This is a genomic window from Mycetocola sp. 2940, from assembly GCF_040548835.1.
Classification (GTDB): Bacteria; Actinomycetota; Actinomycetes; order Actinomycetales; family Microbacteriaceae; genus Mycetocola_A.
Genome location: NZ_JBEPSK010000010.1, coordinates 79,896 through 100,157, shown reverse-complemented (window position 1 = coordinate 100,157; position 20,262 = coordinate 79,896). Strand labels below are relative to the sequence as shown.

The window sequence follows — 20,262 nt, the reverse complement described above, 5'->3', positions numbered from 1 at the left end:
AAATGAACGACCGGCCCCGCAAACGACTCGAGTTCGCGAAGCCGGCCGAAGTCATCGAACAGGTGCTGTTGCAATGACCGCTTGAAACCGCCCGCTCAAACGGTGCTTTCGCGTCACCGGAAGGCGCTTCGCGGCGGACCTGGAACCTAGATGTGGTACTCGGGGTCGATGAGGCCGTAGGTCTTGCCGGGTTCGCGGGGGCGGGCGTGCGCCGGAACACCGACGAGCAGGGACATCGCCGGAGCGTCCTTGGTCACGACGGCATTCGCGCCGATGATGCTGCCCGCGCCGACCGTGATCGGGCCGATGATCTTCGCGCCTGCGCCGACCTGCACGCCGTTCTCGAGCGTCGGATGCCGTTTCTCCTTGCCCCGTGACTTCCCGCCCAGCGTGACGCTGTGGTACAGCATCACGTCGTCGCCGATCTCGGCGGTCTCGCCGATGACGACGCCCATGCCGTGGTCGATGAAGAACCGCCGGCCGATCACGGCGCCCGGGTGGATCTCCACGCCGGTGAGGAACCGGGTGAACTGCGACAGCATGCGCGCGAGCATCCGGGCACCGTGCGTCCAGAGCCTGGAGGTCAGCCGGTACGCCCAGATGGCATGGAGGCCGGAGTAGGTGAGGAAGACCTCCACGGAGCCGCGCGCGGCAGGGTCGTGCACACGCGCGGCCGTGATGTCTTCCCGGATCCGGGAGAGAACCTGCATCGTCTAGTCGGTCAGGTCTGACCAGAGCGGCGTCGAGATGTAGCGCTCCCCGGTGTCGCAGACGATGGCGACGATGCGCTTGCCGGCGTTCTCCGGGCGCTTCGCGAGCTCGGTTGCCGCCCAGATGATCGCGCCGGACGAGATTCCGGCAAGGATGCCTTCCTCGGCGGCCAGGCGCTTGGCGACCTTCACGGAGTCGTCGAAGCTGACGTCGATGACCTCGTCATAGACGGTGGTGTCGAGGATCTCGGGAATGAAGTTCGCGCCGATGCCCTGGATCTTGTGCGGGCCGGGGGCACCGCCGTTGAGGATGGGGGAATCGATCGGTTCGACCGCGACGACCTGGACTTCAGGTTTGCGCTTCTTGAGCACCTGGCCCACTCCGGTGATCGTGCCGCCGGTTCCGACGCCGGCGACGAAGATGTCGATGTCGCCGTCGGTGTCGCGCCAGATCTCCTCGGCGGTGGTCTTGCGGTGGATCTCGGCGTTGGCTTCGTTGGCGAACTGCTGGGCGAGGATCGCGCCGGGCGTCGCTGCCACGATCTCTTCGGCACGCGCCACGGCGCCCTTCATGCCGAGGGCCGGGTCGGTGAGGACCAGTTCTGCGCCGAACGCACGCAGGAGAACCCGTCGCTCGGTGCTCATCGATGCGGGCATCGAGAGGATCACCTTGTATCCGCGGGCGGCGCCGACGAGCGCCAGGGCGATGCCGGTGTTGCCGCTGGTGCCCTCGACGATGGTGCCACCGGGCTTCAGAGCGCCGGCGGCTTCTGCGGCGTCGACGATGGCGACCCCGAGGCGGTCCTTCACGCTCGAGCCGGGGTTATAGTACTCCAGCTTCGCCAGAACGGTGGCCCCTGCGCCATCGGTCACACGGTTCAGCTGAACAAGCGGGGTGTTGCCGAACGCCTCGGTGATATTGGCGTAGATCTTCGCGGCCACGTATATGCTCCTTGGGTTATGGTCTGCGCGGAACGCAGTCGACGGGATTACAGCTTATTGCCCGGTGCAACCGACGCCGCTTCCGTGACATTCCGGATGCCGTACCGAGGGTCGCGCGCGGCGGCATCCGTCGTGTGCCGCGCGGGTCGCTCGCCGAACCGGGGCCGCGCGGGCCTGTTTGCGTGGCGCGGGTGCCGTTGCGCCCGCGCCGCGCCTTTTGACCCGCGCGGGGGATTGCGGCTTCGGTGTGCTTCCGGATGCCGTACCGAGGGTCGCGCGCGGCGGCATCCGTCGTGTGCCGCGCGGGTCGCTCGCCGAACCGGGGCCGCGGGCCTGTTTGCGTCGCGCGGGCGCCGTTGCGCCCGCGCCGCGCGTTTTGACCCGCGTGGGCGCTACACGGCGGCCCGTGCTTCCGGAGACGGCTGCCAGGACCAGCGGCGGGTAGGCTCGGAGATCGGCGGTTTCTCCTCTCCGCCTCTCCCGACAGGCAGGCCTGGCACCTCATGACATCGAGAACCGCTACCGTCGGCTCGCTCGTCTCCTCGCTCACCGAGCTTCTGGCGAAGGCGGGCGTCCCCAACCCGGACGTCGACGCCGAGCTCCTCGTCGGCCACGTGCACGACCTCGGTCGCGGCGAAGTCCAGGCCGCCGCGCTGACCGGCCGCCCGGTGGAGGCCGCCGACGCCGATGCCGCTCTGCTTCTCGCCGAGCGACGGGCCCAGCGAGAGCCGCTCCAGCACATCCTCGGCCGTGCGGCCTTCCGTTCCCTCTACCTCGCCGTCGGTCCGGGCGTGTTCGTGCCCCGGCCCGAAACCGAACAGGTGGTCCAGTTCGCCATCGATGCCCTGCGGTCCGTTCCGGATCCGGAGCCCATCGGCATCGACCTCGGCACGGGCTCCGGCGCGATCGCGCTCGCGATGGCCACCGAAGTGCCCAATGCGCGCATCTACGCCGCCGAGAACTCGGTCGACGCGTTCCTGTGGACGCGGCAGAACTTCACCGAGACGGCGGCGCCCAACGCCACCCTCGTCTTCGAGGACCTCGCCGCGGCGTTCCCCGAACTCAACGGACGGGCAGCCGTCGTCATCTCGAACCCGCCGTACGTTCCGGATGCCGCGATACCGCGCGATCCGGAGGTGCGGTTCTACGATCCGGCGGCGGCGCTGTACGGGGGAGAGGACGGCCTCGACGTCGTCCGCCAGCTCTCCGAGACCGCCGCGCGCCTGCTCCGCCCGGGTGGAACCCTCATCCTCGAGCACGGTGAGCTGCAGGGCGAGGCGATCCGCAGCATCCTCACCGCGGACGGCTGGCGCGCGGCCGCGACGTTCCGCGACCTGACCCAGCGAGACCGCACGACGACGGCCACCAGGGCCTGATCGGACGTCTTTCCGGTATCGATCGGGGCACAGCGGGAGGCCTCGCGGCATCCTCTCACCGGCCCCGGGATAGAATCGGCGGGATGTCTCGCCTCTTCGACTGCTCCCAGGATTCCGACCTCCTCACCGGTATGCGCCTCGCCCGCGCGTCGGTTCGGAGGGGCGAACTCGTCGTGATCCCCACCGACACGGTCTACGGCGTCGCAGCAGACGCGTTCTCGCCGGCTGCCGTGCAGAAGCTTCTCGACGCGAAGGGCCGCACCCGGCAGTCGCCTCCGCCGGTTCTCGTGCCGGGAATCGCGACTCTCGAGGCCCTCGCCGCCGAGGTCCCGGATGCCGTCCGCCAGCTGGTCGACGCGTTCTGGCCCGGGGGACTCACCATCGTGCTGCCTGCGCAGCCTTCGCTGGCGTGGGACCTCGGAGAGACCGACGGCACCGTCGCCGTCCGCATGCCGAACAACCGCATCGCGCTCGAACTGCTCGAGGAGACAGGGCCACTCGCCGTCTCGAGCGCGAACCTCACAGGAAAGCCCGCCGCGACGACGGCGCAGGATGCCATGAACATGCTGGGGGAGTCGGTCGACGTCTACCTCGACGGCGGGACGAGCGAGTCGACGGCGTCGACCATCGTCGACGCCACAGCCCTGGTCGCCCCGGGCGGCACGGTGAAGATCCTGCGCGACGGAGCGGTCACCCGCTCCCAGCTGCGCGAGGTGCTCGGCGACCTGCTCGAGGATCCCGTCGCCGACGACGTGTCTCCCGCATGATCCTCTATGCCCTGATCGCCCTCGCTACGGCGCTCATCACCTTCATCCTGTCCCTGGTGGTCTACAAGGTGGCGCTGCGTTACAAGCTGTACCCGAGCATCCGTGAGCGAGACGTCCACACCCGGCCTACCCCTCGACTCGGCGGCGTGGCCATGTTCATCGGTGTGGTCGCCGCATTCGGGCTCGCCTATTTCATCTCCCGCGTCACCCCGTTCTTCGAGCAGACGTTCAACCCTCCCGGGTCGATCCTCGCCATCCTCGGCGCGTCCCTGATCATCGTGCTCATCGGGATCGCCGATGACATCTGGGATCTGGACTGGATGATCAAACTCGCCGGCCAGTTCATGGCAGCGGGCCTCATCGCCTGGCTGGGTGTGCAGATCTACTCACTGCCGATCGGCGGGCTCACGGTCGGCTCCTCGTGGATGTCCGCGGCGCTCGCGGTCTTCGCGATCGTTCTGGTGATGAACGCCGTGAACTTCATCGACGGGCTCGACGGGCTCGTAGCGGGTGTCGGTCTGATCGCCAACGGCGTGTTCCTCGTCTACGGCTACCTCCTCGTGCGCGACCTCGGCCAGTCGACCTACTTCAACCTCTCCCTGCTCATCTCCGCTGTCCTCGTCGGCGCGTGCGCCGGATTCCTCCCGATGAACTGGCATCCGGCGAAGATGTTCATGGGCGATGCCGGGGCGTTGCTGGTCGGCCTGCTGATGGCGACGTCTGCCGTGGCCATCACCGGCCAGATCGACCCATCGGCCCTGAACGCCGACTCGACCAGCGGCGGGGGAGTCGGACGCAGCCAGCTTCTCGGTGCTTTCATCCCGATCATCCTGCCGTTTGCGATCCTGATCGTTCCGCTCGTCGACTTCGCGCTCGCCGTCATCCGGCGCCTGCGTGCCGGGAAGTCCCCGTTCAGCGCAGACCGGATGCACCTGCACCACCGCCTGCTCGACATGGGCCACTCACACCTGCACGCTGTGCTCATCTTCTACGCGTGGACGGCGGTCATCGCCCTGTCCTGCCTCATGTTCTTCGTGTTCCAGCCGTACTGGTTCGCCCTCGGCTTCCTCGTGGTGGGCGTGATCGTCTGCACGGTCATCACCCTCGCGCCGCTCGGCCGTCGCAAGGCGGCGGAGATCAAGGCGCAGGCGGCCCCCGAGGGCACCGGGGCCGCAGACACGCTTGCCCGATTCGACCCGCTCGACGAGGCGTCAGACGACCGGGTCCGCGACGACATCGTCGACCGCGAGACGTTCGCCACCCCAGACAAGGAATCCCGATGAAGTCAGCAGAGATCTTTCGAGCCAGCCTCAAGTGGGGTGGCATCCTCGCTCTCGCCATCGCCGTTGTGGGTGGCACGCTCGGCTACATCTTCGACGGCAACCGTGGCCTGGTGAGCGCCCTGATCGGCACCGCGATGTCGATCGTGTTCCTCGGAATCACGGCTGCGAGCATCCTCTTCGCCAACCGCTGGTTCGGCACGGATCTGTTCGTGCCGATCTTCTTCGGCATCGTGATGGGTGGCTGGCTGCTCAAGTTCGTGCTCTTCCTCGTTCTCGCCGTGCTCCTGAAGGACCAGCCCTGGATCAACCCGACGGTGCTGTTCCTGAGCATCATCGCCGGAGTGATTGCCGCGCTCACGGTCGACGTGATCATCGTGTCGAAGTCGCGGATGCCGTACGCCAGCGACGTCTCCCTCCCCGGCGACGACAAACAGACCAATTAAAGGGCTCTCTCAATTCGTCGCGTTACGCATCGTTTGATAGTGTTATCGAAGATTCCCCGCCCGAACATGTCGCAAGAAGTATGTGTGTCGGGCACTTCCCACCGTTCGTCGTCGCGAGAGCTTCGCTTCACGCCCGAAACAGGAGAGCGCGCTGTTAGCTAACGCTGTGAACTTACTGGTTCAGACCTCAACCGACGACGGGACCTTCCACGGGCCGTCGATCACGGAATTCTTCCCGGACATCGTTCTGTTCGAGGGCACCGGATTCGACATCAACCGGATCATGCTGATCCGTCTCCTCGCGGTTCTCGCGCTGGTGATCGTGTTCTGGCTCGGCACGCGGAACATGAAGATGGTCCCGAGCCGCTTCCAGAGCATCATCGAGATGGGTCTGGACTTCGTCCGGGTCAACATCGCCGAGGACCTCCTGGGCAAGGTCGACGGCAAGCGGTTCCTCCCGCTCCTCACCACGATGTTCTTCATGATCTTCACGATGAACTTCACCGGCATCATTCCCGGCCTCAACATCGCCGGAACGTCCGTCATCGGTGTACCGCTCGTGCTGGCGCTCATCTCGTACGTCACCTTCATCTACGCCGGCATCAAGAAGAGCCCGGGCAAGTTCTTCAAGAACTCCCTCTTCCCGACCGGTGTGCCGTGGCCGGTGTACATCATCGTCACCCCGATCGAGTTCATCTCGACCTTCATCATCCGGCCCGTGACGCTGACGCTCCGACTCCTCATGAACATGGTGGTCGGACACCTGCTGCTCGTCCTGTTCTTTGCGGCGACCCAGTTCTTCGTCTTCACGCTCGGTGGCTGGTTCATCGCCATGGGCGCTGTCACCTTCGCCTTCGGCTTCGCTTTCACCCTGTTCGAAATCCTGGTCGCACTGCTCCAGGCCTATGTCTTCACCCTGCTCACCGCGGTTTACATTCAGCTCGCGGTAGCTGAAGAGCACTAAAGAGCCGGCAACCGCCAGCTTTTTTCATCACGGAAGGAAACATCACGTGGACGCAACAACCGTTCTCGCCGAGATCAACGGAAACATCGCGACGGTCGGTTACGGTCTCGCAGCGATCGGGCCCGCCATCGGCGTCGGCATTGTCGTGGGCAAGACCATTGAAGGCGTTGCTCGTCAGCCAGAGCTGGCCGGCCGCCTGCAGGTCCTGATGTGGATCGGTATCGCCTTCACCGAGGCGCTCGCCTTCATCGGTATCGCCACCTACTTCATCTTCACGGCCTAGGCCTCTCTTTCACCCTCGTAAGGAGGCAAGATGCTACACGCACTCGTTGCGGCGGCTGAAGAGGAAGCTACCAAGAACCCTCTGATCCCCGAGCTCTACGACATCTTCTGGTCGGCGGTGTGTTTCGTCATCCTCTTGGCACTCTTCTGGAAGATCGTTCTTCCGAAGATGCAGGTCATGCTCGATGAGCGTTCCGCGGCCATTGAAGGCAACATCGCAAAGGCCGATGAGGCACAGCGCCAGGCCGAGGCCGCGCTCGAGCAGTACACCGCTCAGCTCGCCGAAGCACGCCAGGAAGCTGGCCGTATTCGCGAGTCAGCTCGTGACGACGGCAAGCAGATCGTCGCTGAGGCCCGTACTCAGGCGACGGTCGAGGCTGCACGAGTGACGGCAGGCGCGCAGGCGCAGATCGAAGCCGAACGGCAGGCAGCACTCGTCTCCCTCCGGACCGACGTCGGCACCCTCGCCATCGACCTCGCAGGCAACGTCATCGGCGAGACCCTCGCTGACGACGCCAAGGCGACCGCCATCGTCGATCGTTTCCTGGCTGAACTCGAAGCTTCGGAGAAGGCAACCAAATAATGGGAAGCGCAACTCGGGAAGCTCTCGCGTCCTCGAAGAAGGCCCTGTCTGACACCGGCCGCATCGACCTGGCCACCGCTACGGATCTTTTCGCAGCAGGACGGGTCATCGGCGAATCGGGTCAGCTGCGTTCGCTCCTCGCCGATCCGTCGGGCGAGGCGAGCGTCAAGGCTTCGATCGTCGACCGCGTCTTCCGTTCGCAGCTCAGCGCGCAGGCGCTCGACCTCCTCCGGGAGATCGTCTCAGCGCGCTGGTCGAACCCCGACGACCTCCTCGGCGGAATCGAAGAACTCGGCCTTCGGGCCGCTGCCGTAGCCGCCGGGCCTGACGCCCGGCTGGATGCGCAGCTCTTCGCTTTCAGCCAGTCGGTGTCGTCCGACGCGGGCCTCGAGCTCGCGCTCGGATCGAAACTCGGCGGTCAGGACTCGAAAAGCGCGCTGGTGCAAAAGCTTCTCAGCGGCAACGGCTCTGCCGAGACCGTCGAGATCGTCAAGCACCTCGTGTTGCAGCCCCGCGGCCGTCGGATCGGAGAATTGCTCCGCCACGCGGCATCCGTCATCGCTGACCAGCAGGGCTACATCGTCGCCACCGTCACCAGCGCTTTCCCTCTCGGCGCCGCTCAGGTCGAGCGTCTCGAGAAGGGGCTCGCGGCGCAGTACGGCCGCAAGCTCCGAATCAACCAGGTTGTCGACCCGAGTGTCATCGGAGGCCTGCGCGTGCAGGTCGGCGACGATGTCATCGACGGCAGCATCTCCTCTCGCCTCAGCGAGCTCAGACTTCAGCTTGCTGGCTAGCGCCAGTAGACAACGTAGGGGACATTCGTCCCCACACAGATAGGGAAGAAGATGGCAGAACTTACGATCAGCCCCGACGAGATTCGGGATGCTCTCAAGGACTTCGTCACGGCTTACGAGCCGGGTAAGGCCACCACCACCGAGGTCGGCTATGTCACCGACGCCGGTGACGGCATCGCCCACGTTGAGGGTCTGCCTGGCGTGATGGCCAACGAGCTCATCCGTTTCGCGGATGGAACCCTCGGCCTCGCGCAGAACCTCGATGAAGACGAGATCGGTGTTGTCGTCCTCGGTGAATTCAACGGAATCGTTGAGGGCATGGAAGTCACCCGCACAGGAGAGGTGCTCTCGACCCCGGTCGGCGACGCGTTCCTCGGCCGTGTGGTCGACCCGCTCGGCGCGCCGATCGACGGCCTCGGCGAGATCAAGGCGGAGACCCGTCGTGCCCTCGAACTCCAGGCCCCCGGCGTCATGCAGCGCAAGAGCGTGCACGAGCCGATGCAGACCGGCATCAAGGCGATCGACGCCATGATCCCGATCGGCCGCGGCCAGCGCCAGCTGATCATCGGTGACCGCCAGACCGGCAAGTCGGCGATCGCGATCGACACCATCATCAACCAGAAGGCCAACTGGGACTCCGGCGACGTCAACAAGCAGGTTCGCTGCATCTACGTCGCCATCGGCCAGAAGGGCTCGACGATCGCGTCCATCAAGGGCGCCCTCGAAGAGGCCGGCGCGATGGAGTACACGACCATCGTCGCCGCCCCGGCATCCGACCCCGCAGGCTTCAAGTACCTCGCCCCCTACACCGGTTCGGCCATCGGCCAGCACTGGATGTACGGCGGCAAGCACGTCCTCATCGTCTTCGACGACCTGTCGAAGCAGGCAGAGGCCTACCGCGCCGTTTCGCTGCTCCTCCGCCGCCCGCCGGGACGCGAGGCATACCCGGGTGACGTGTTCTACCTGCACTCCCGCCTGCTCGAGCGTTGCGCCAAGCTCTCCGACGAGCTCGGTGCCGGCTCGATGACCGGTCTTCCGCTCATCGAGACCAAGGCGAACGACGTCTCGGCCTACATTCCGACCAACGTGATCTCGATCACCGACGGCCAGATCTTCCTCCAGTCCGACCTGTTCAACGCCAACCAGCGCCCCGCAGTCGACGTGGGTATCTCGGTCTCGCGAGTCGGTGGCGACGCGCAGGTGAAGAGCATCAAGAAGGTTTCAGGAACGCTGAAGATCGAGCTCGCGCAGTACCGCTCGCTCGAAGCCTTCGCGATGTTCGCATCCGACCTCGACCCGGCCAGCCGCCGCCAGCTCGCTCGCGGTGCCCGCCTGACCGAGCTGCTGCGCCAGCCGCAGTACTCGCCCTTCCCCGTCGAGAACCAGGTCGTCTCGATCTGGGCCGGCACCAAGGGCAAGCTCGACGAGGTTCCCGTCGAGGACATCCTGCGGTTCGAAAGCGAACTGCACGACTACCTCGGCCGCAACACCCAGGTTCTCACCAAGCTCCGCGACAGCAACGTGCTGAGCGACGACATCGTCGATGAACTCGATGCCGCTGTCGACGCGTTCAAGCTCGAGTTCCAGACCGGTGCGGGCAAGCCCCTCAGCGGCCCGGGCTCCGAGCAGTTCACGGAGCTTCCGGCTGAAGACGTCAACCAGGAAAAGATCGTCAAGGGACGTCGATAAGTAATGGGTGCTCAACTTCGGGTCTACACGCAGAAGATTCGCTCTGCGCAGACGACCAAGAAGATCACGAAGGCGATGGAGCTCATCGCCGCCTCGCGCATTGCGAAAGCACAAGCGCGCGTTGCGGCATCCGGTCCATACTCCCGGGCGATCACCCGCGCGGTGTCAGCCGTGGCGACGTATTCAAACGTCGACCACGTGCTGACCACCGAGCCGGAGGTCGTCGAGCGGGCTGCCGTCGTCATCTTCGCGTCTGATCGCGGCCTCGCCGGCGCGTTCAACTCGCAGGTCCTGCGTGAAGCCAACGAACTCACCGAGCTGCTCAAGAGCCAGGGCAAGGACGTCGTCTACTACCTCATCGGCCGCAAGTCCGTCGGGTACTTCACGTTCCGCAAGCGTCCGAGCGAAGGGCAGTGGGTCGGCGAGAGCGAGAACCCGACCTTCGCGATGGCGCAGGAGATCAGTGCCGCGCTTCTCGAGAAGTTTGTTCTGGATGCTTCGGCCGGCGGAGTAGACGAGATCCACATCGTCTACAACCGCCTCGTCAGCATGATGAGCCAGGTTCCCGAGGTCGTCCGCCTGCTGCCCCTCGAAGTTGTCGAGGGCGTCGAAGAGCCGGATGACAAGACGGTCCTGCCGCTCTACGAGTTCGAGCCGGATGCATCGAGCGTGCTCGACGCACTCCTGCCTGTCTACATCGAGAGCAGAATCTTCAACGCCCTGCTCCAGTCGGCTGCGGCCAAGCACGCCGCTACGCAGAAGGCCATGAGCTCGGCGAGCGAGAACGCAGACAAGCTCATCACCGACTACACGCGGTTGCGCAACAACGCGCGCCAGGCCGAGATCACCCAGCAGATTTCCGAGATTGTCGGCGGCGCAGACGCACTGTCGTCCGCCAAGTAATTTTCGATTACGAAGAGAGAAGAAGAGCATGACAGACATTGCCACCGCTCAGGACACGAGTGAGGTGAAGGCCGGCGCAACCGGCCGTGTCGCCCGCGTCACCGGTCCGGTTGTTGACATCGAGTTCCCGCATGACGCGATTCCCGGCATCTACAACGCCCTGAAGACCACGGTCAACATGGCCGGCCAGTCCCAGGTCATCACGCTCGAGGTTGCCCAGCACCTCGGCGACGACCTAATCCGCGCCATCGCGCTGAACCCGACCGACGGACTCGTCCGCGGCCAGGAGGTCACCGACACCGGCGAGTCGATCACCGTTCCCGTCGGAGACGTCACCAAGGGCAAGGTCTTCAACGTCATCGGTGAAGTGCTCAACGCCGCACCGGGCGAGAAGATCGAGATCAGCGAGCGCTGGCCGATCCACCGCAAGCCACCGGCATTCGACCAGCTCGAGTCGAAGACCGAGCTCTTCGAGACCGGCATCAAGTCGATCGACCTTCTGACCCCGTATGTCCTCGGTGGAAAGATCGGCCTCTTCGGTGGTGCAGGTGTCGGCAAGACCGTCCTCATCCAGGAAATGATCCAGCGCGTCGCATCCGACCACGGTGGAGTTTCGGTGTTCGCCGGTGTCGGCGAGCGCACCCGTGAGGGCAACGACCTCATCTTCGAAATGGAAGAAGCCGGCGTCTTCGACAAGACGGCGCTTGTATTCGGCCAGATGGACGAGCCGCCAGGAACGCGACTGCGCGTCGCCCTCTCGGCCCTCACCATGGCTGAGTATTTCCGTGACGTGCAGAAGCAGGACGTTCTGCTCTTCATCGACAACATCTTCCGCTTCACGCAGGCCGGTTCCGAGGTCTCCACGCTCCTCGGCCGCATGCCGTCCGCGGTGGGTTACCAGCCGAACCTCGCCGACGAGATGGGCATCCTCCAGGAGCGCATCACCTCCACCCGCGGTCACTCGATCACGTCGCTCCAGGCCATCTACGTTCCTGCTGACGACTACACCGACCCCGCTCCGGCGACGACGTTCGCGCACCTCGACGCGACGACCGAGCTGTCGCGTGAGATCGCGTCGAAGGGCCTCTACCCGGCCATCGACCCGCTGACCTCGACCAGCCGTATCCTCGACCCCCGCTACATCGGTGACGACCACTACAACACGGCCGTCCGGGTGAAGGCGATCCTGCAGAAGAACAAGGAACTCCAGGAGATCATCGCGATCCTCGGTGTCGACGAGCTGAGCGAAGAAGACAAGATCACGGTCGCCCGTGCACGTCGCATCCAGCAGTTCCTCTCGCAGAACACATACATGGCGAAGAAGTTCACCGGTGTCGAGGGTTCGACGGTTCCGCTCAAGGAGACCATCGAGTCGTTCGCGGCGATCGCCGACGGCGAGTTCGACCACGTGGCTGAGCAGGCATTCTTCAACGTCGGTGGCATCAGCGACGTCGAAGAGCGCTGGGCGCAGATCCAGAAGGAGAACGGCTAACCATGGCGACGCTCAACGTCAGTGTCGTCGGGGCCGACCAGGAGATCTGGTCCGGCACCGCCTCCATGGTCATCGCTCGGACGGTTGAGGGAGAGATCGGTATTCTCCCCGGACACGAGCCCATGCTTGCCATCCTCGCTGAGGGTGAAGTTCGCGTGACCGCTGAGAGTGGCGAGAAGATCACCGCGCGAGCGGCTGATGGTTTCCTCTCGGTCGACAACAACACCGTCACCGTCGTGGCCGGCAACGCCAGCCTCGTCAAGTAGTTCGCCGCAAGGCCCCCGTAACGCCCCGTGCTGATCCTGCTCCCTCCGTCTGAGACGAAGAGAGCAGGTGGCACGGGGCGTTCGCTGTCTCTCGACCAGCTCCGGTTCCCGGACCTCACCGACGCCCGGCGCGCGTTGACGGACGACGTGGTCGCCCTGTCGCAGGATCCGGATGCCGCGATCGCGGCCCTGAAACTCGGACCAAAACAGCACGCCGAGGTCGAGACGAATCGTCTCCTGTGGACGTCACCCACCCTGCCCGCCCTCGACCGGTACACGGGCGTGCTCTTCGACGCGCTCGACGCGGCATCCCTCAGCGCGGACGCCCGGTCTTTCGCCGGGCGGCACCTTGTCATCCACGCGGCGCTCCTCGGGCCGGTCGGCGCTCTCGACCCGATTCCGGCGTACCGCCTGTCGCATGATTCGCGAGTGCCGGGGCGGCCGCTCAAACGGCACTGGCGGGATGCCGTCGGCGTCTCGCTCGCCGCGGAGCCCGGGCTCGTGCTCGACCTGCGCTCAGAGGCCTACGTCGGCCTCGGCGCGGCCCCGGCAGGATCGCATTTCCTCCGGGTGCTCACCGGCACCAGGGACGGCGCGCGGCGCGCGCTCAACCACTTCAACAAGAAGGCGAAGGGCGAATTCACGCGCGCCCTGCTGTCAGCGGGTGTCGAGTTCGCGAACGCGAACGAGCTCGTCGACTGGGCCGGGACCGCCGGGTTCCAGCTGGAACGACAGTCCGGCACGACCGACCTCGCGCTGATCGTGTGAATTCCGGTCAGCTCCCGGCGCGCCAGCACCCGGCAACGTGATCGTCGACGAGGCCGGCCGACTGCATCAGCGCGTACATCGTCGTCGGACCGACGAACCGGTACCCGCGTCGCCGGAGTTCGGCGCTGAGGGCTGAGGACTCGGGCGTGACGGCCGGGATGTCGCTGAGACGCGCCGGTCGCGGGCGGCCCGGTGCCGGCCGGAAGCTCCAGACCAGCTCGGACAGGCTCTCACCCAGTTCGCGGGTGACGCGTGCGTTGCCGATCACGGCGTTGATCTTGCCGCGGTGGCGAATGATGGAGGCATCCAGGACAAGGCGCTCCACGTCGTCCGGAGTCATGGCCGCAACGGCGTCGATGTCGAAGTCCGCGAACGCGGTGCGGAAAGCCTGTCGCCGGCGAAGAATCGTGATCCACGACAGCCCCGCCTGGAAACCCTCGAGGCTGATCTTCTCGAAGACGGCCCGGTCGCCGAGGAGCGGTGTTCCCCACTCCTCGTCGTGGTACCGCTGGTACTCAGGATCGGAGCCGACCCAGGCGCAGCGGGGGCAGGCATCCGTACCGACGAGGAGGGAGGGGGAGTCGGTCACAGGCTAGTCCTTCGTCGAGAGGTTGATGCTCTGGCGTCGTCAGGATATCCGACGCCGCCGATGCTGCCGCCCCCTCAACGGTGCGGAATGCCCTCGTGATCGAGGAGCCACAGTTTCGTCTGCACCCCCTCACCCTGGCTGTAGCCGACGACCCGGCCCGTGCTCGACAGCACCCGGTGGCAGGGGACCAGGAGGGGGAGCGGGTTCGCACGGACCGCGCCGCCCACCGCCCGCCCGGCGACCCCGAGGCCGGCATCGTGGCCGAGGAGACCATACGTGCTCGCCCTGCCGAACGGGACCTCGGCCAGCGCCGACCACACGCGCAATCGGAACGGTGTGCCTTCGGCGGCGACCGGAACGTCGAAGCGACGGCGCGCACCGTCGAAATACTCCGCCAGCTGCTCGGCGGCGGTTACCAGGACGTCGATCGACGTCTCACGGTAGCCGTCGCGGGGCAAGCGGCCGTCCCGTTCGATCTGCACGCCGGTGACGGCGAACCCGTCGCTGGTGAGTTCGATCCGGCCGAGCGGGCTCGACGTTCGAAGGAGGCCGACGGGGCGGTCGAAGAGGCTGGGCTGAGGTTCTCTGGAAAGGGTTCGGGGAGTCATGCACCGACGGTACGAGCACGCAACGTCCGACCGGGCCGCGGGGACGGTTCGGTGGAGAGATTCCGTCGACGGCTCGCCTGTGCAGGGGCCGCTAGCCTTGGAGTATGGCTGACATCGAATACCGCACCCTCGGCACCAGCGGGCTCCGCGTCTCAACGATCGGGCTCGGCTGCAACAACTTCGGCAGGCTCGGAACTGCCACCGAAACGCAGGAGGGAACGAATGCCGTTCTCACCGCTGCCCTCGACGCCGGGGTCACCCTGCTCGACACCGCAGACATGTACGGCAAGGAGCCGGGCCTCAGCGAGACGCTGATGGGCAACGCGCTCCGCGGCCGACGCGATGAGGTCGTGCTGGCAACCAAGTTCGGGCACTCCGGTGCCGACGTCGGCCTCGAGGGCTGGGGCGCGAAGGCATCGCGACGGTATGTCCGCCTCGCTGTGGAAGCATCGCTGAAGCGGCTGCAGACCGACTGGATCGACCTGTACCAGCTGCACACGCCCGACCCGGTCACGCCGATCGAAGAGACCCTCTCGGTGCTCGACGACCTCATCCGTGAAGGCAAGGTGCGGTACATCGGGCATTCCAACCTCGCCGGCTGGCAGATCGCCGAGGCGGAGCTGACCGCCGAGCTCTCCGGGCATCCGAAGTTCATCTCAGCGCAGAACGAATTCAGCCTGATCGTGCGTGACGCCGAACGGGAGGTCCTCCCGGCCGTCCGGCACTTCGGCCTCGGCTTCCTGCCCTTCTTTCCGCTCTACAACGGTCTGTTCACGGGCAAGTTCCGCCGCGACGGCGGGCCCGCCGACTCGAGGATCATGCGCCAGCGCAGCTACCTGCTCGAGAGCGCCCCGTGGGACGCGATCGAGTCGTATCAGGCGTTCTGCGATGTCCGCGGCATCACGATGCTGCAGGCGACATTCGCCTGGCTGCTCGCGCAGCCCGCCCTCACGAGCGTCATCGCCGGGGCCACGCGCCCCGAGCAGATCGAACAGAATGCGGATGCCGCGACCGCGTGGCGTCCGTCGGTCGACGAGCTCGATGCGATTTCGGCGCTCTTCGCGCCCGCCGGGGCCTGAACACGCCGCCCGCCGCGAGGTCATCCGTTTCGGACAGGGTCATCCGGTGCGCCGGGTGACTTCGACCGGAGTGGGTGACCTGGCGAGGGCGGATGCCGCGACCGCGTGGCGTCCGTCGGCCGACGAGCTCGATGCGATTTCGGCGCTCTTCGCGCCCGCCGGGGCCTGAACACGCCGCCCGCCGCGAGGTCATCCGTTTCGGACAGGGTCTCCCGGTACGCCGGGTGACTTCGACCGAAGTGGGTGACCTGGTGAGCGTGGAGCCCGTTCGCTCCAGGCGGAGCGGAAACGAACGATCCCGTGGTGAGTGAGCGCTCACTCAGCTAGGCTCGCGGAGTGACAACAACCACTCCCACCACCCTCGAGCCATCGGTTCGGGCGACTCCGCTCGCCCCCGACGACCGCCGGTCGATGATCGTCGACGCTGTGCTCCCGCTGCTCCTCGAACACGGCCGGGCAGTCACGTCGCGCCAGCTCGCTGAAGCAGCCGGAGTCGCCGAGGGAACCATTTTCCGGGCGTTCGGCGACAAGGACAGCCTCCTCAAGGCGGCTGTCGCCCGCTACCTCGACCCTGAGCCGCTTCTCACCGAACTCGCGGCCATCGACCCCGCAGAGCCGCTGGATGCGAAGATGCGGTCGATCCTCGGGGCTCTGCGCCGCCGTTTCGACGGTGTGTTCCGGGTGATGTCCACCCTGAACGAGGAGGACCGTCCGACGCCCGCGTCGGTGCGGGAAGACATCGAACGGCTCGTCGCCGCGGCGCTCGCCCCCGAGGCGAAGGCCCTCCGCTGGAGTCCGGCACAGGTTGCGCAGTTCACCCGCCTCCTCGCCTTCTCGAGCTCCTTTCCGCTTCTCACATCGGGGAGCGAATTCACCGACGCCGAACTGGCAGAGTTCATCCTCCACGGCATCGTCGGTCCGTCCGTTTCACCCAAGGACACTCATGCTCGCTAAGCTCACCGGCCGCTTCCTGAAGCCGCACTGGCCGCTCCTCGTCGGGGTCATCGTCTTCCAGCTCGCGCAGTCCATCGCCTCGCTCTACCTCCCGACCCTCAACGCCGACATCATCGACCACGGCGTGGCCACCGGCGACACGGCGTACATTCTCAGGGTCGGGATGCTCATGCTCGCCATCACGCTGCTCCAGGTCCTCTGCGCCATCACGGCCGTCTACTTCGGCGCGAAGGCGGCCATGGCGCTCGGACGTGACCTTCGCCAGGCCGTGTTCGAGCGCGTGTCCGAGTTCTCCGAACGCGAAGTGTCGTCGTTCGGCGCGCCGTCGCTGATCACCCGCAGCACCAACGACGTGCAGCAGGTGCAGATGCTCGTGCTGATGACGGCCACCCTCATGGTCTCCGCCCCGATCCTCGCCATCGGCGGGGTGATCATGGCGCTGGGCCTTGACCTCCAGCTCTCCTGGCTGCTCGCGGTGGCCATCCCGGTCCTGCTCATCGCCGTCGGCATGATCATCGTACGAATGGTGCCGCTGTTCCAGTCCATGCAGCGTCGGATCGACCGGATCAACAAGGTCCTGCGCGAGCAGCTCACCGGCATCCGCGTCGTCCGGGCCTTCGTGCGTGAGGATGTCGAGACCGCCCGGTTCGAGGAGGCCAACGCCGAACTGACGGATGTCGGGCTTCGCGCCGGTCGGCTGATGGCGATCATGTTCCCGATCGTCATGCTCGTCCTCAACGTCTCGAGCATCGCCGTGCTGTGGTTCGGGGCGTTCCGCGTCGAAGAGGGCTCAATGCAGGTCGGGACGGTGATGGCGTTCCTCCAGTACCTCATGCAGATCCTCATGGCCGTGATGATGGCGACGTTCATGGCCGTGATGATCCCCCGTGCCGCGGTCAGCGCCGATCGGATCGGCGAGGTGCTCGGAACGGAGTCGTCCGTTCGTCAGCCGGGCACTCCCGTCGTCACCCTCGACACGACGGGAAGCATCATTTTCGACGGGGTCTCCTTCACCTACCCGGGAGCTGAGCAGCCCGTGCTGCGCGACCTGTCGTTCGTGATCGAACCGGGCACGACGACAGCGATCATCGGGTCAACCGGTGCGGGCAAGACGACCCTGGTCAACCTGCTGCCGCGACTGTTCGACGCTACCGGCGGGCGCGTCCTCGTCGACGGCGTTTCCGTCGCCGAGACCGACCAGAACCTGCTCTGGTCGAAGATCGGCATCGTCCCGCAGAAGCCGTACCTCTTCTCCGGCACAGTGCGCTCCAACCTGAGCTACGGCAAACCGGACGCGAGCGACGATGAACTGTGGCGGGCGCTCGACGTAGCCCAGGCCCGGGACTTCGTCGAGGCGCTCGACGACGGCCTCGACGCCTCCGTCTCGCAGGGCGGCACGAACCTCTCAGGCGGCCAGCGCCAGCGGCTCGCCATCGCCCGCGCCCTCGTCAAGCGACCCGAGATCTACGTGTTCGACGACTCGTTCTCAGCGCTCGACCTGGCCACGGATGCCCGGCTTCGCGCAGCGCTCGCCCGCGACGTCGCCGACGCCACGCTCGTCATCGTCGCCCAGCGGGTATCGAGCATCCGCTCCGCCGACCAGATCCTCGTCCTCGACGACGGCGTGATCGTCGGCCGCGGAACCCACGACGACCTGCTCGAGCGATCGTCGACCTACCGCGAGATCGTCGAATCGCAGCTCACCGCAGAGGAAGCATCATGAGTGACGCCGAGTCCAAGACCGAAACCCGGGTTCCCGCGCGTCCTCCAATGGGTCGAGGCCCGTGGGCCAACGCCGGGATACCCGTGGAGAAGTCGATGAACTTCGGTCCGAGCGCCAAACGCCTGGCGAAGCGGCTCCAGCCGGAGTGGCTGCCGCTCGTGCTGGTCACCGTTCTCGCGGTGATCAGTGTGACCTTCAGCGTGATCGGCCCCCGAATCCTCGGGGATGCCACGAACATCATCTTCGAAGGAGCCGTCTCGGCGAACCTCCCGGCGGGCGCGACGCAGGAGCAGATCGTGGCCGGTCTTCGGGCAGACGGCCAGGACCAGCAGGCCGACATGCTCGCCAACATGACCCTGACGCCCGGCTCGGGCATCGACTTCGGTGCGCTGTCCCGCGTGCTGCTCCTCGTGCTCGCCATCTATGCGCTGGCATTCCTCTTCGGCTGGGTCCAGGCACTCGTGCTCAACGGGGTCGTCCAGCGGACGATGTACCGGCTGCGGGAAGACGTCGAGACGAAGGTGAACCGGCTGCCGCTGTCGTACTTCGACCGGATGCCGCGGGGCGAGCTGCTCAGCCGGGTCACGAACGACATCGACAACGTCTCCCAGACGTTGCAGCAGACCCTGAGCCAGATCCTCGTGTCGCTGCTGACCGTGATCGGTGTGCTCGCGATGATGTTCTCCATCTCGCCGCTGCTCGCCGGAATCGCACTCATCACGATCCCGCTCACAGTGCTCATCACGAGCGTGATCGCGAAGCGGTCGCAGAAGAAGTTCGTCGACCAGTGGAAACACACCGGCGAGCTCAACGCGCAGATCGAGGAGATGTACTCGGGACACGCCATCGTCAAGGTGTTCGGCCGGGCGCGTGAGGTCGGCACGCGGTTCTCCGAGAAGAACCACGAGTTGTACCAGGCCAGCTTCGGCGCCCAGTTCATCTCCGGCATCATCATGCCTTCGATGATGTTCGTCGGAAACCTCGTCTACGTCGCCATCGCCGTTGTCGGCGGCCTCCAGGTGGCAACGGGGGCCCTGAGCCTCGGCAGCGTTCAGGCCTTCATCCAGTATTCCCGGCAGTTCACCCAACCGCTCACCCAGCTCGGCTCGATGGCCAACCTGCTGCAATCGGGCGTTGCATCCGCCGAACGCGTCTTCGAACTGTTCGATGCCGACGAGCAGTCCCCGGATCCAGCCGCCCCCGCCAGCCCCGTCGCATCCAGCGGCCGGCTCAGGTTCGAGGACGTCTCGTTCAGCTACTCGCCCGAGAAGCCACTGATCCAGGACCTCGACCTCGTCGCCGAGCCCGGGCACACCATCGCCATCGTCGGGCCGACCGGTGCAGGAAAGACCACGCTCGTGAACCTGATTCTGCGGTTCTACGAACTCGACAGCGGGCGCATCACACTCGACGGTGTCGACATCGCACACATGACACGGCTCGACCTGCGCAGCCGGGTCGGAATGGTGCTGCAGGACACCTGGCTGTTCGGAGGGACGATCCGCGACAACATCGCCTACGGGCGTCCGGATGCCACGGAGGCGGAGATCCTCGAGGCGGCACGCGCCACCTACGTCGACCGGTTCGTGCACTCCCTGCCCGACGGATACGACACCGTGCTCGACGATGAAGCGTCGAATGTGTCCGCCGGCGAGAAACAGTTGTTGACGATTGCGCGGGCGTTCCTCGCCCAGCCGAGCGTCCTGATCCTCGACGAGGCGACGAGCTCCGTCGACACCCGCACCGAGGTGCTCGTGCAGAAAGCCATGTCGACCCTGCGCCGGGACCGCACGAGCTTCGTCATCGCGCACCGGCTGTCCACCATTCGCGACGCTGACCTGATCCTCGTGATGGAGTCCGGACGGATCGTCGAACAGGGCACCCACGACGAGCTGCTGGCCCAGGGCGGCGCCTACTACAACCTGTACAACTCGCAGTTCGCGGCTCCGGTGAGCGACGGGGCGTAACCCTCCACAGGCGTGAGCGACCCCCGGTTTCTCCACAGATTGGCGGCGCGGCGGGGGAGGAGAGCCGTCCGGTTTCAGAC

At 66.0% G+C, this 20,262-nt stretch carries 21 protein-coding genes; 17 read left to right on the top strand and 4 right to left on the bottom strand.

What is annotated here, in order from left to right; translation table 11 throughout:
• Positions 1-146: 146 nt before the first annotated feature.
• Both epsC and cysK read right to left on the bottom strand, forming a co-directional pair.
• Positions 147-710: a serine O-acetyltransferase EpsC gene (gene epsC / locus ABIE24_RS13510; RefSeq protein ID WP_354500499.1), complete on the bottom strand. Its 564-nt coding sequence runs from the start codon at positions 708-710 to the stop codon at positions 147-149.
• A 3-nt stretch (positions 711-713) separates the two neighbouring features.
• The gene (gene cysK, locus ABIE24_RS13505; RefSeq protein ID WP_354500497.1) at positions 714-1,652 is read right to left on the bottom strand and encodes a cysteine synthase A; all 939 of its coding nucleotides are present in this window, start codon (positions 1,650-1,652) and stop codon (positions 714-716) included.
• Positions 1,653-2,155: 503 nt separating this feature from the next.
• Between cysK and prmC the strand changes: the two genes are divergently transcribed.
• The 13 genes from prmC to ABIE24_RS13440 all read left to right on the top strand — a co-directional run bounded on the left by prmC (position 2,156) and on the right by ABIE24_RS13440 (position 13,262).
• Entirely contained in the window at positions 2,156-3,028 is an 873-nt protein-coding gene (gene prmC / locus ABIE24_RS13500; RefSeq protein WP_354500495.1) for a peptide chain release factor N(5)-glutamine methyltransferase, read from the top strand.
• 83 nt (positions 3,029-3,111) lie between these two features.
• Positions 3,112-3,795, top strand: a complete 684-nt coding sequence (locus ABIE24_RS13495) for an L-threonylcarbamoyladenylate synthase (protein ID WP_354500493.1) — start codon at positions 3,112-3,114, stop codon at positions 3,793-3,795.
• The gene (locus tag ABIE24_RS13490; protein WP_354500492.1) at positions 3,792-5,078 is read left to right on the top strand and encodes an MraY family glycosyltransferase; all 1,287 of its coding nucleotides are present in this window, start codon (positions 3,792-3,794) and stop codon (positions 5,076-5,078) included. The genes ABIE24_RS13495 and ABIE24_RS13490 overlap by 4 nt, the downstream gene beginning before the upstream one ends.
• Positions 5,075-5,521, top strand: coding sequence for a Cg1360 family ATP-synthase-associated protein (locus ABIE24_RS13485; protein ID WP_354500491.1), 447 nt, complete (start codon positions 5,075-5,077; stop codon positions 5,519-5,521). The genes ABIE24_RS13490 and ABIE24_RS13485 overlap by 4 nt, the downstream gene beginning before the upstream one ends.
• A gap of 166 nt (positions 5,522-5,687) precedes the next feature.
• On the top strand, positions 5,688-6,485 hold the full coding sequence (atpB, locus tag ABIE24_RS13480; RefSeq protein WP_354500489.1) for a F0F1 ATP synthase subunit A: 798 nt from the start codon (positions 5,688-5,690) through the stop codon (positions 6,483-6,485).
• 46 nt (positions 6,486-6,531) lie between these two features.
• Positions 6,532-6,768 carry an ATP synthase F0 subunit C gene (atpE, locus tag ABIE24_RS13475; RefSeq protein WP_090711036.1) on the top strand — a complete coding sequence of 79 codons (237 nt, stop codon included), beginning with the start codon at positions 6,532-6,534 and terminating at the stop codon, positions 6,766-6,768.
• 30 nt (positions 6,769-6,798) lie between these two features.
• Positions 6,799-7,350: a F0F1 ATP synthase subunit B gene (locus ABIE24_RS13470; protein WP_354500487.1), complete on the top strand. Its 552-nt coding sequence runs from the start codon at positions 6,799-6,801 to the stop codon at positions 7,348-7,350.
• On the top strand, positions 7,350-8,144 hold the full coding sequence (locus tag ABIE24_RS13465; protein ID WP_354500486.1) for a F0F1 ATP synthase subunit delta: 795 nt from the start codon (positions 7,350-7,352) through the stop codon (positions 8,142-8,144). Before ABIE24_RS13470 ends, ABIE24_RS13465 begins: the two co-directional genes overlap by 1 nt.
• 51 nt (positions 8,145-8,195) lie before the next feature.
• Positions 8,196-9,833: a F0F1 ATP synthase subunit alpha gene (gene atpA, locus ABIE24_RS13460; protein ID WP_354500484.1), complete on the top strand. Its 1,638-nt coding sequence runs from the start codon at positions 8,196-8,198 to the stop codon at positions 9,831-9,833.
• Positions 9,834-9,836: 3 nt separating this feature from the next.
• The gene (locus ABIE24_RS13455) at positions 9,837-10,736 is read left to right on the top strand and encodes a F0F1 ATP synthase subunit gamma (protein ID WP_354500482.1); all 900 of its coding nucleotides are present in this window, start codon (positions 9,837-9,839) and stop codon (positions 10,734-10,736) included.
• A 28-nt stretch (positions 10,737-10,764) separates the two neighbouring features.
• Positions 10,765-12,228: a F0F1 ATP synthase subunit beta gene (gene atpD / locus ABIE24_RS13450; protein ID WP_354500480.1), complete on the top strand. Its 1,464-nt coding sequence runs from the start codon at positions 10,765-10,767 to the stop codon at positions 12,226-12,228.
• 2 nt (positions 12,229-12,230) lie between these two features.
• Positions 12,231-12,494 carry a F0F1 ATP synthase subunit epsilon gene (locus ABIE24_RS13445; RefSeq protein WP_354500478.1) on the top strand — a complete coding sequence of 88 codons (264 nt, stop codon included), beginning with the start codon at positions 12,231-12,233 and terminating at the stop codon, positions 12,492-12,494.
• A 27-nt stretch (positions 12,495-12,521) separates the two neighbouring features.
• Positions 12,522-13,262 (top strand): YaaA family protein, encoded by a 741-nt coding sequence (locus ABIE24_RS13440; protein ID WP_354500476.1) that lies wholly within the window; start codon positions 12,522-12,524, stop codon positions 13,260-13,262.
• Between the two features lie 7 nt (positions 13,263-13,269).
• Here ABIE24_RS13440 and ABIE24_RS13435 read toward each other — a convergent pair whose 3' ends face one another.
• Entirely contained in the window at positions 13,270-13,851 is a 582-nt protein-coding gene (locus tag ABIE24_RS13435; RefSeq protein ID WP_354500474.1) for a DNA-3-methyladenine glycosylase I, read from the bottom strand.
• Between the two features lie 74 nt (positions 13,852-13,925).
• A complete protein-coding gene (locus ABIE24_RS13430) occupies positions 13,926-14,459 on the bottom strand; it encodes a methylated-DNA--[protein]-cysteine S-methyltransferase (protein ID WP_354500472.1) in 534 nt (177 codons plus the stop codon).
• Between the two features lie 104 nt (positions 14,460-14,563).
• Here ABIE24_RS13430 and ABIE24_RS13425 point away from each other — a divergent pair, with 104 nt between their 5' ends.
• The 4 genes from ABIE24_RS13425 to ABIE24_RS13410 all read left to right on the top strand — a co-directional run bounded on the left by ABIE24_RS13425 (position 14,564) and on the right by ABIE24_RS13410 (position 20,182).
• On the top strand, positions 14,564-15,538 hold the full coding sequence (locus ABIE24_RS13425; protein ID WP_354500470.1) for an aldo/keto reductase: 975 nt from the start codon (positions 14,564-14,566) through the stop codon (positions 15,536-15,538).
• Between the two features lie 336 nt (positions 15,539-15,874).
• The gene (locus ABIE24_RS13420; protein WP_354500468.1) at positions 15,875-16,492 is read left to right on the top strand and encodes a TetR/AcrR family transcriptional regulator; all 618 of its coding nucleotides are present in this window, start codon (positions 15,875-15,877) and stop codon (positions 16,490-16,492) included.
• Positions 16,482-18,215: an ABC transporter ATP-binding protein gene (locus ABIE24_RS13415; RefSeq protein WP_354500466.1), complete on the top strand. Its 1,734-nt coding sequence runs from the start codon at positions 16,482-16,484 to the stop codon at positions 18,213-18,215. Before ABIE24_RS13420 ends, ABIE24_RS13415 begins: the two co-directional genes overlap by 11 nt.
• On the top strand, positions 18,212-20,182 hold the full coding sequence (locus ABIE24_RS13410) for an ABC transporter ATP-binding protein (protein WP_354500464.1): 1,971 nt from the start codon (positions 18,212-18,214) through the stop codon (positions 20,180-20,182). Before ABIE24_RS13415 ends, ABIE24_RS13410 begins: the two co-directional genes overlap by 4 nt.
• Positions 20,183-20,262 lie beyond the last annotated feature (80 nt).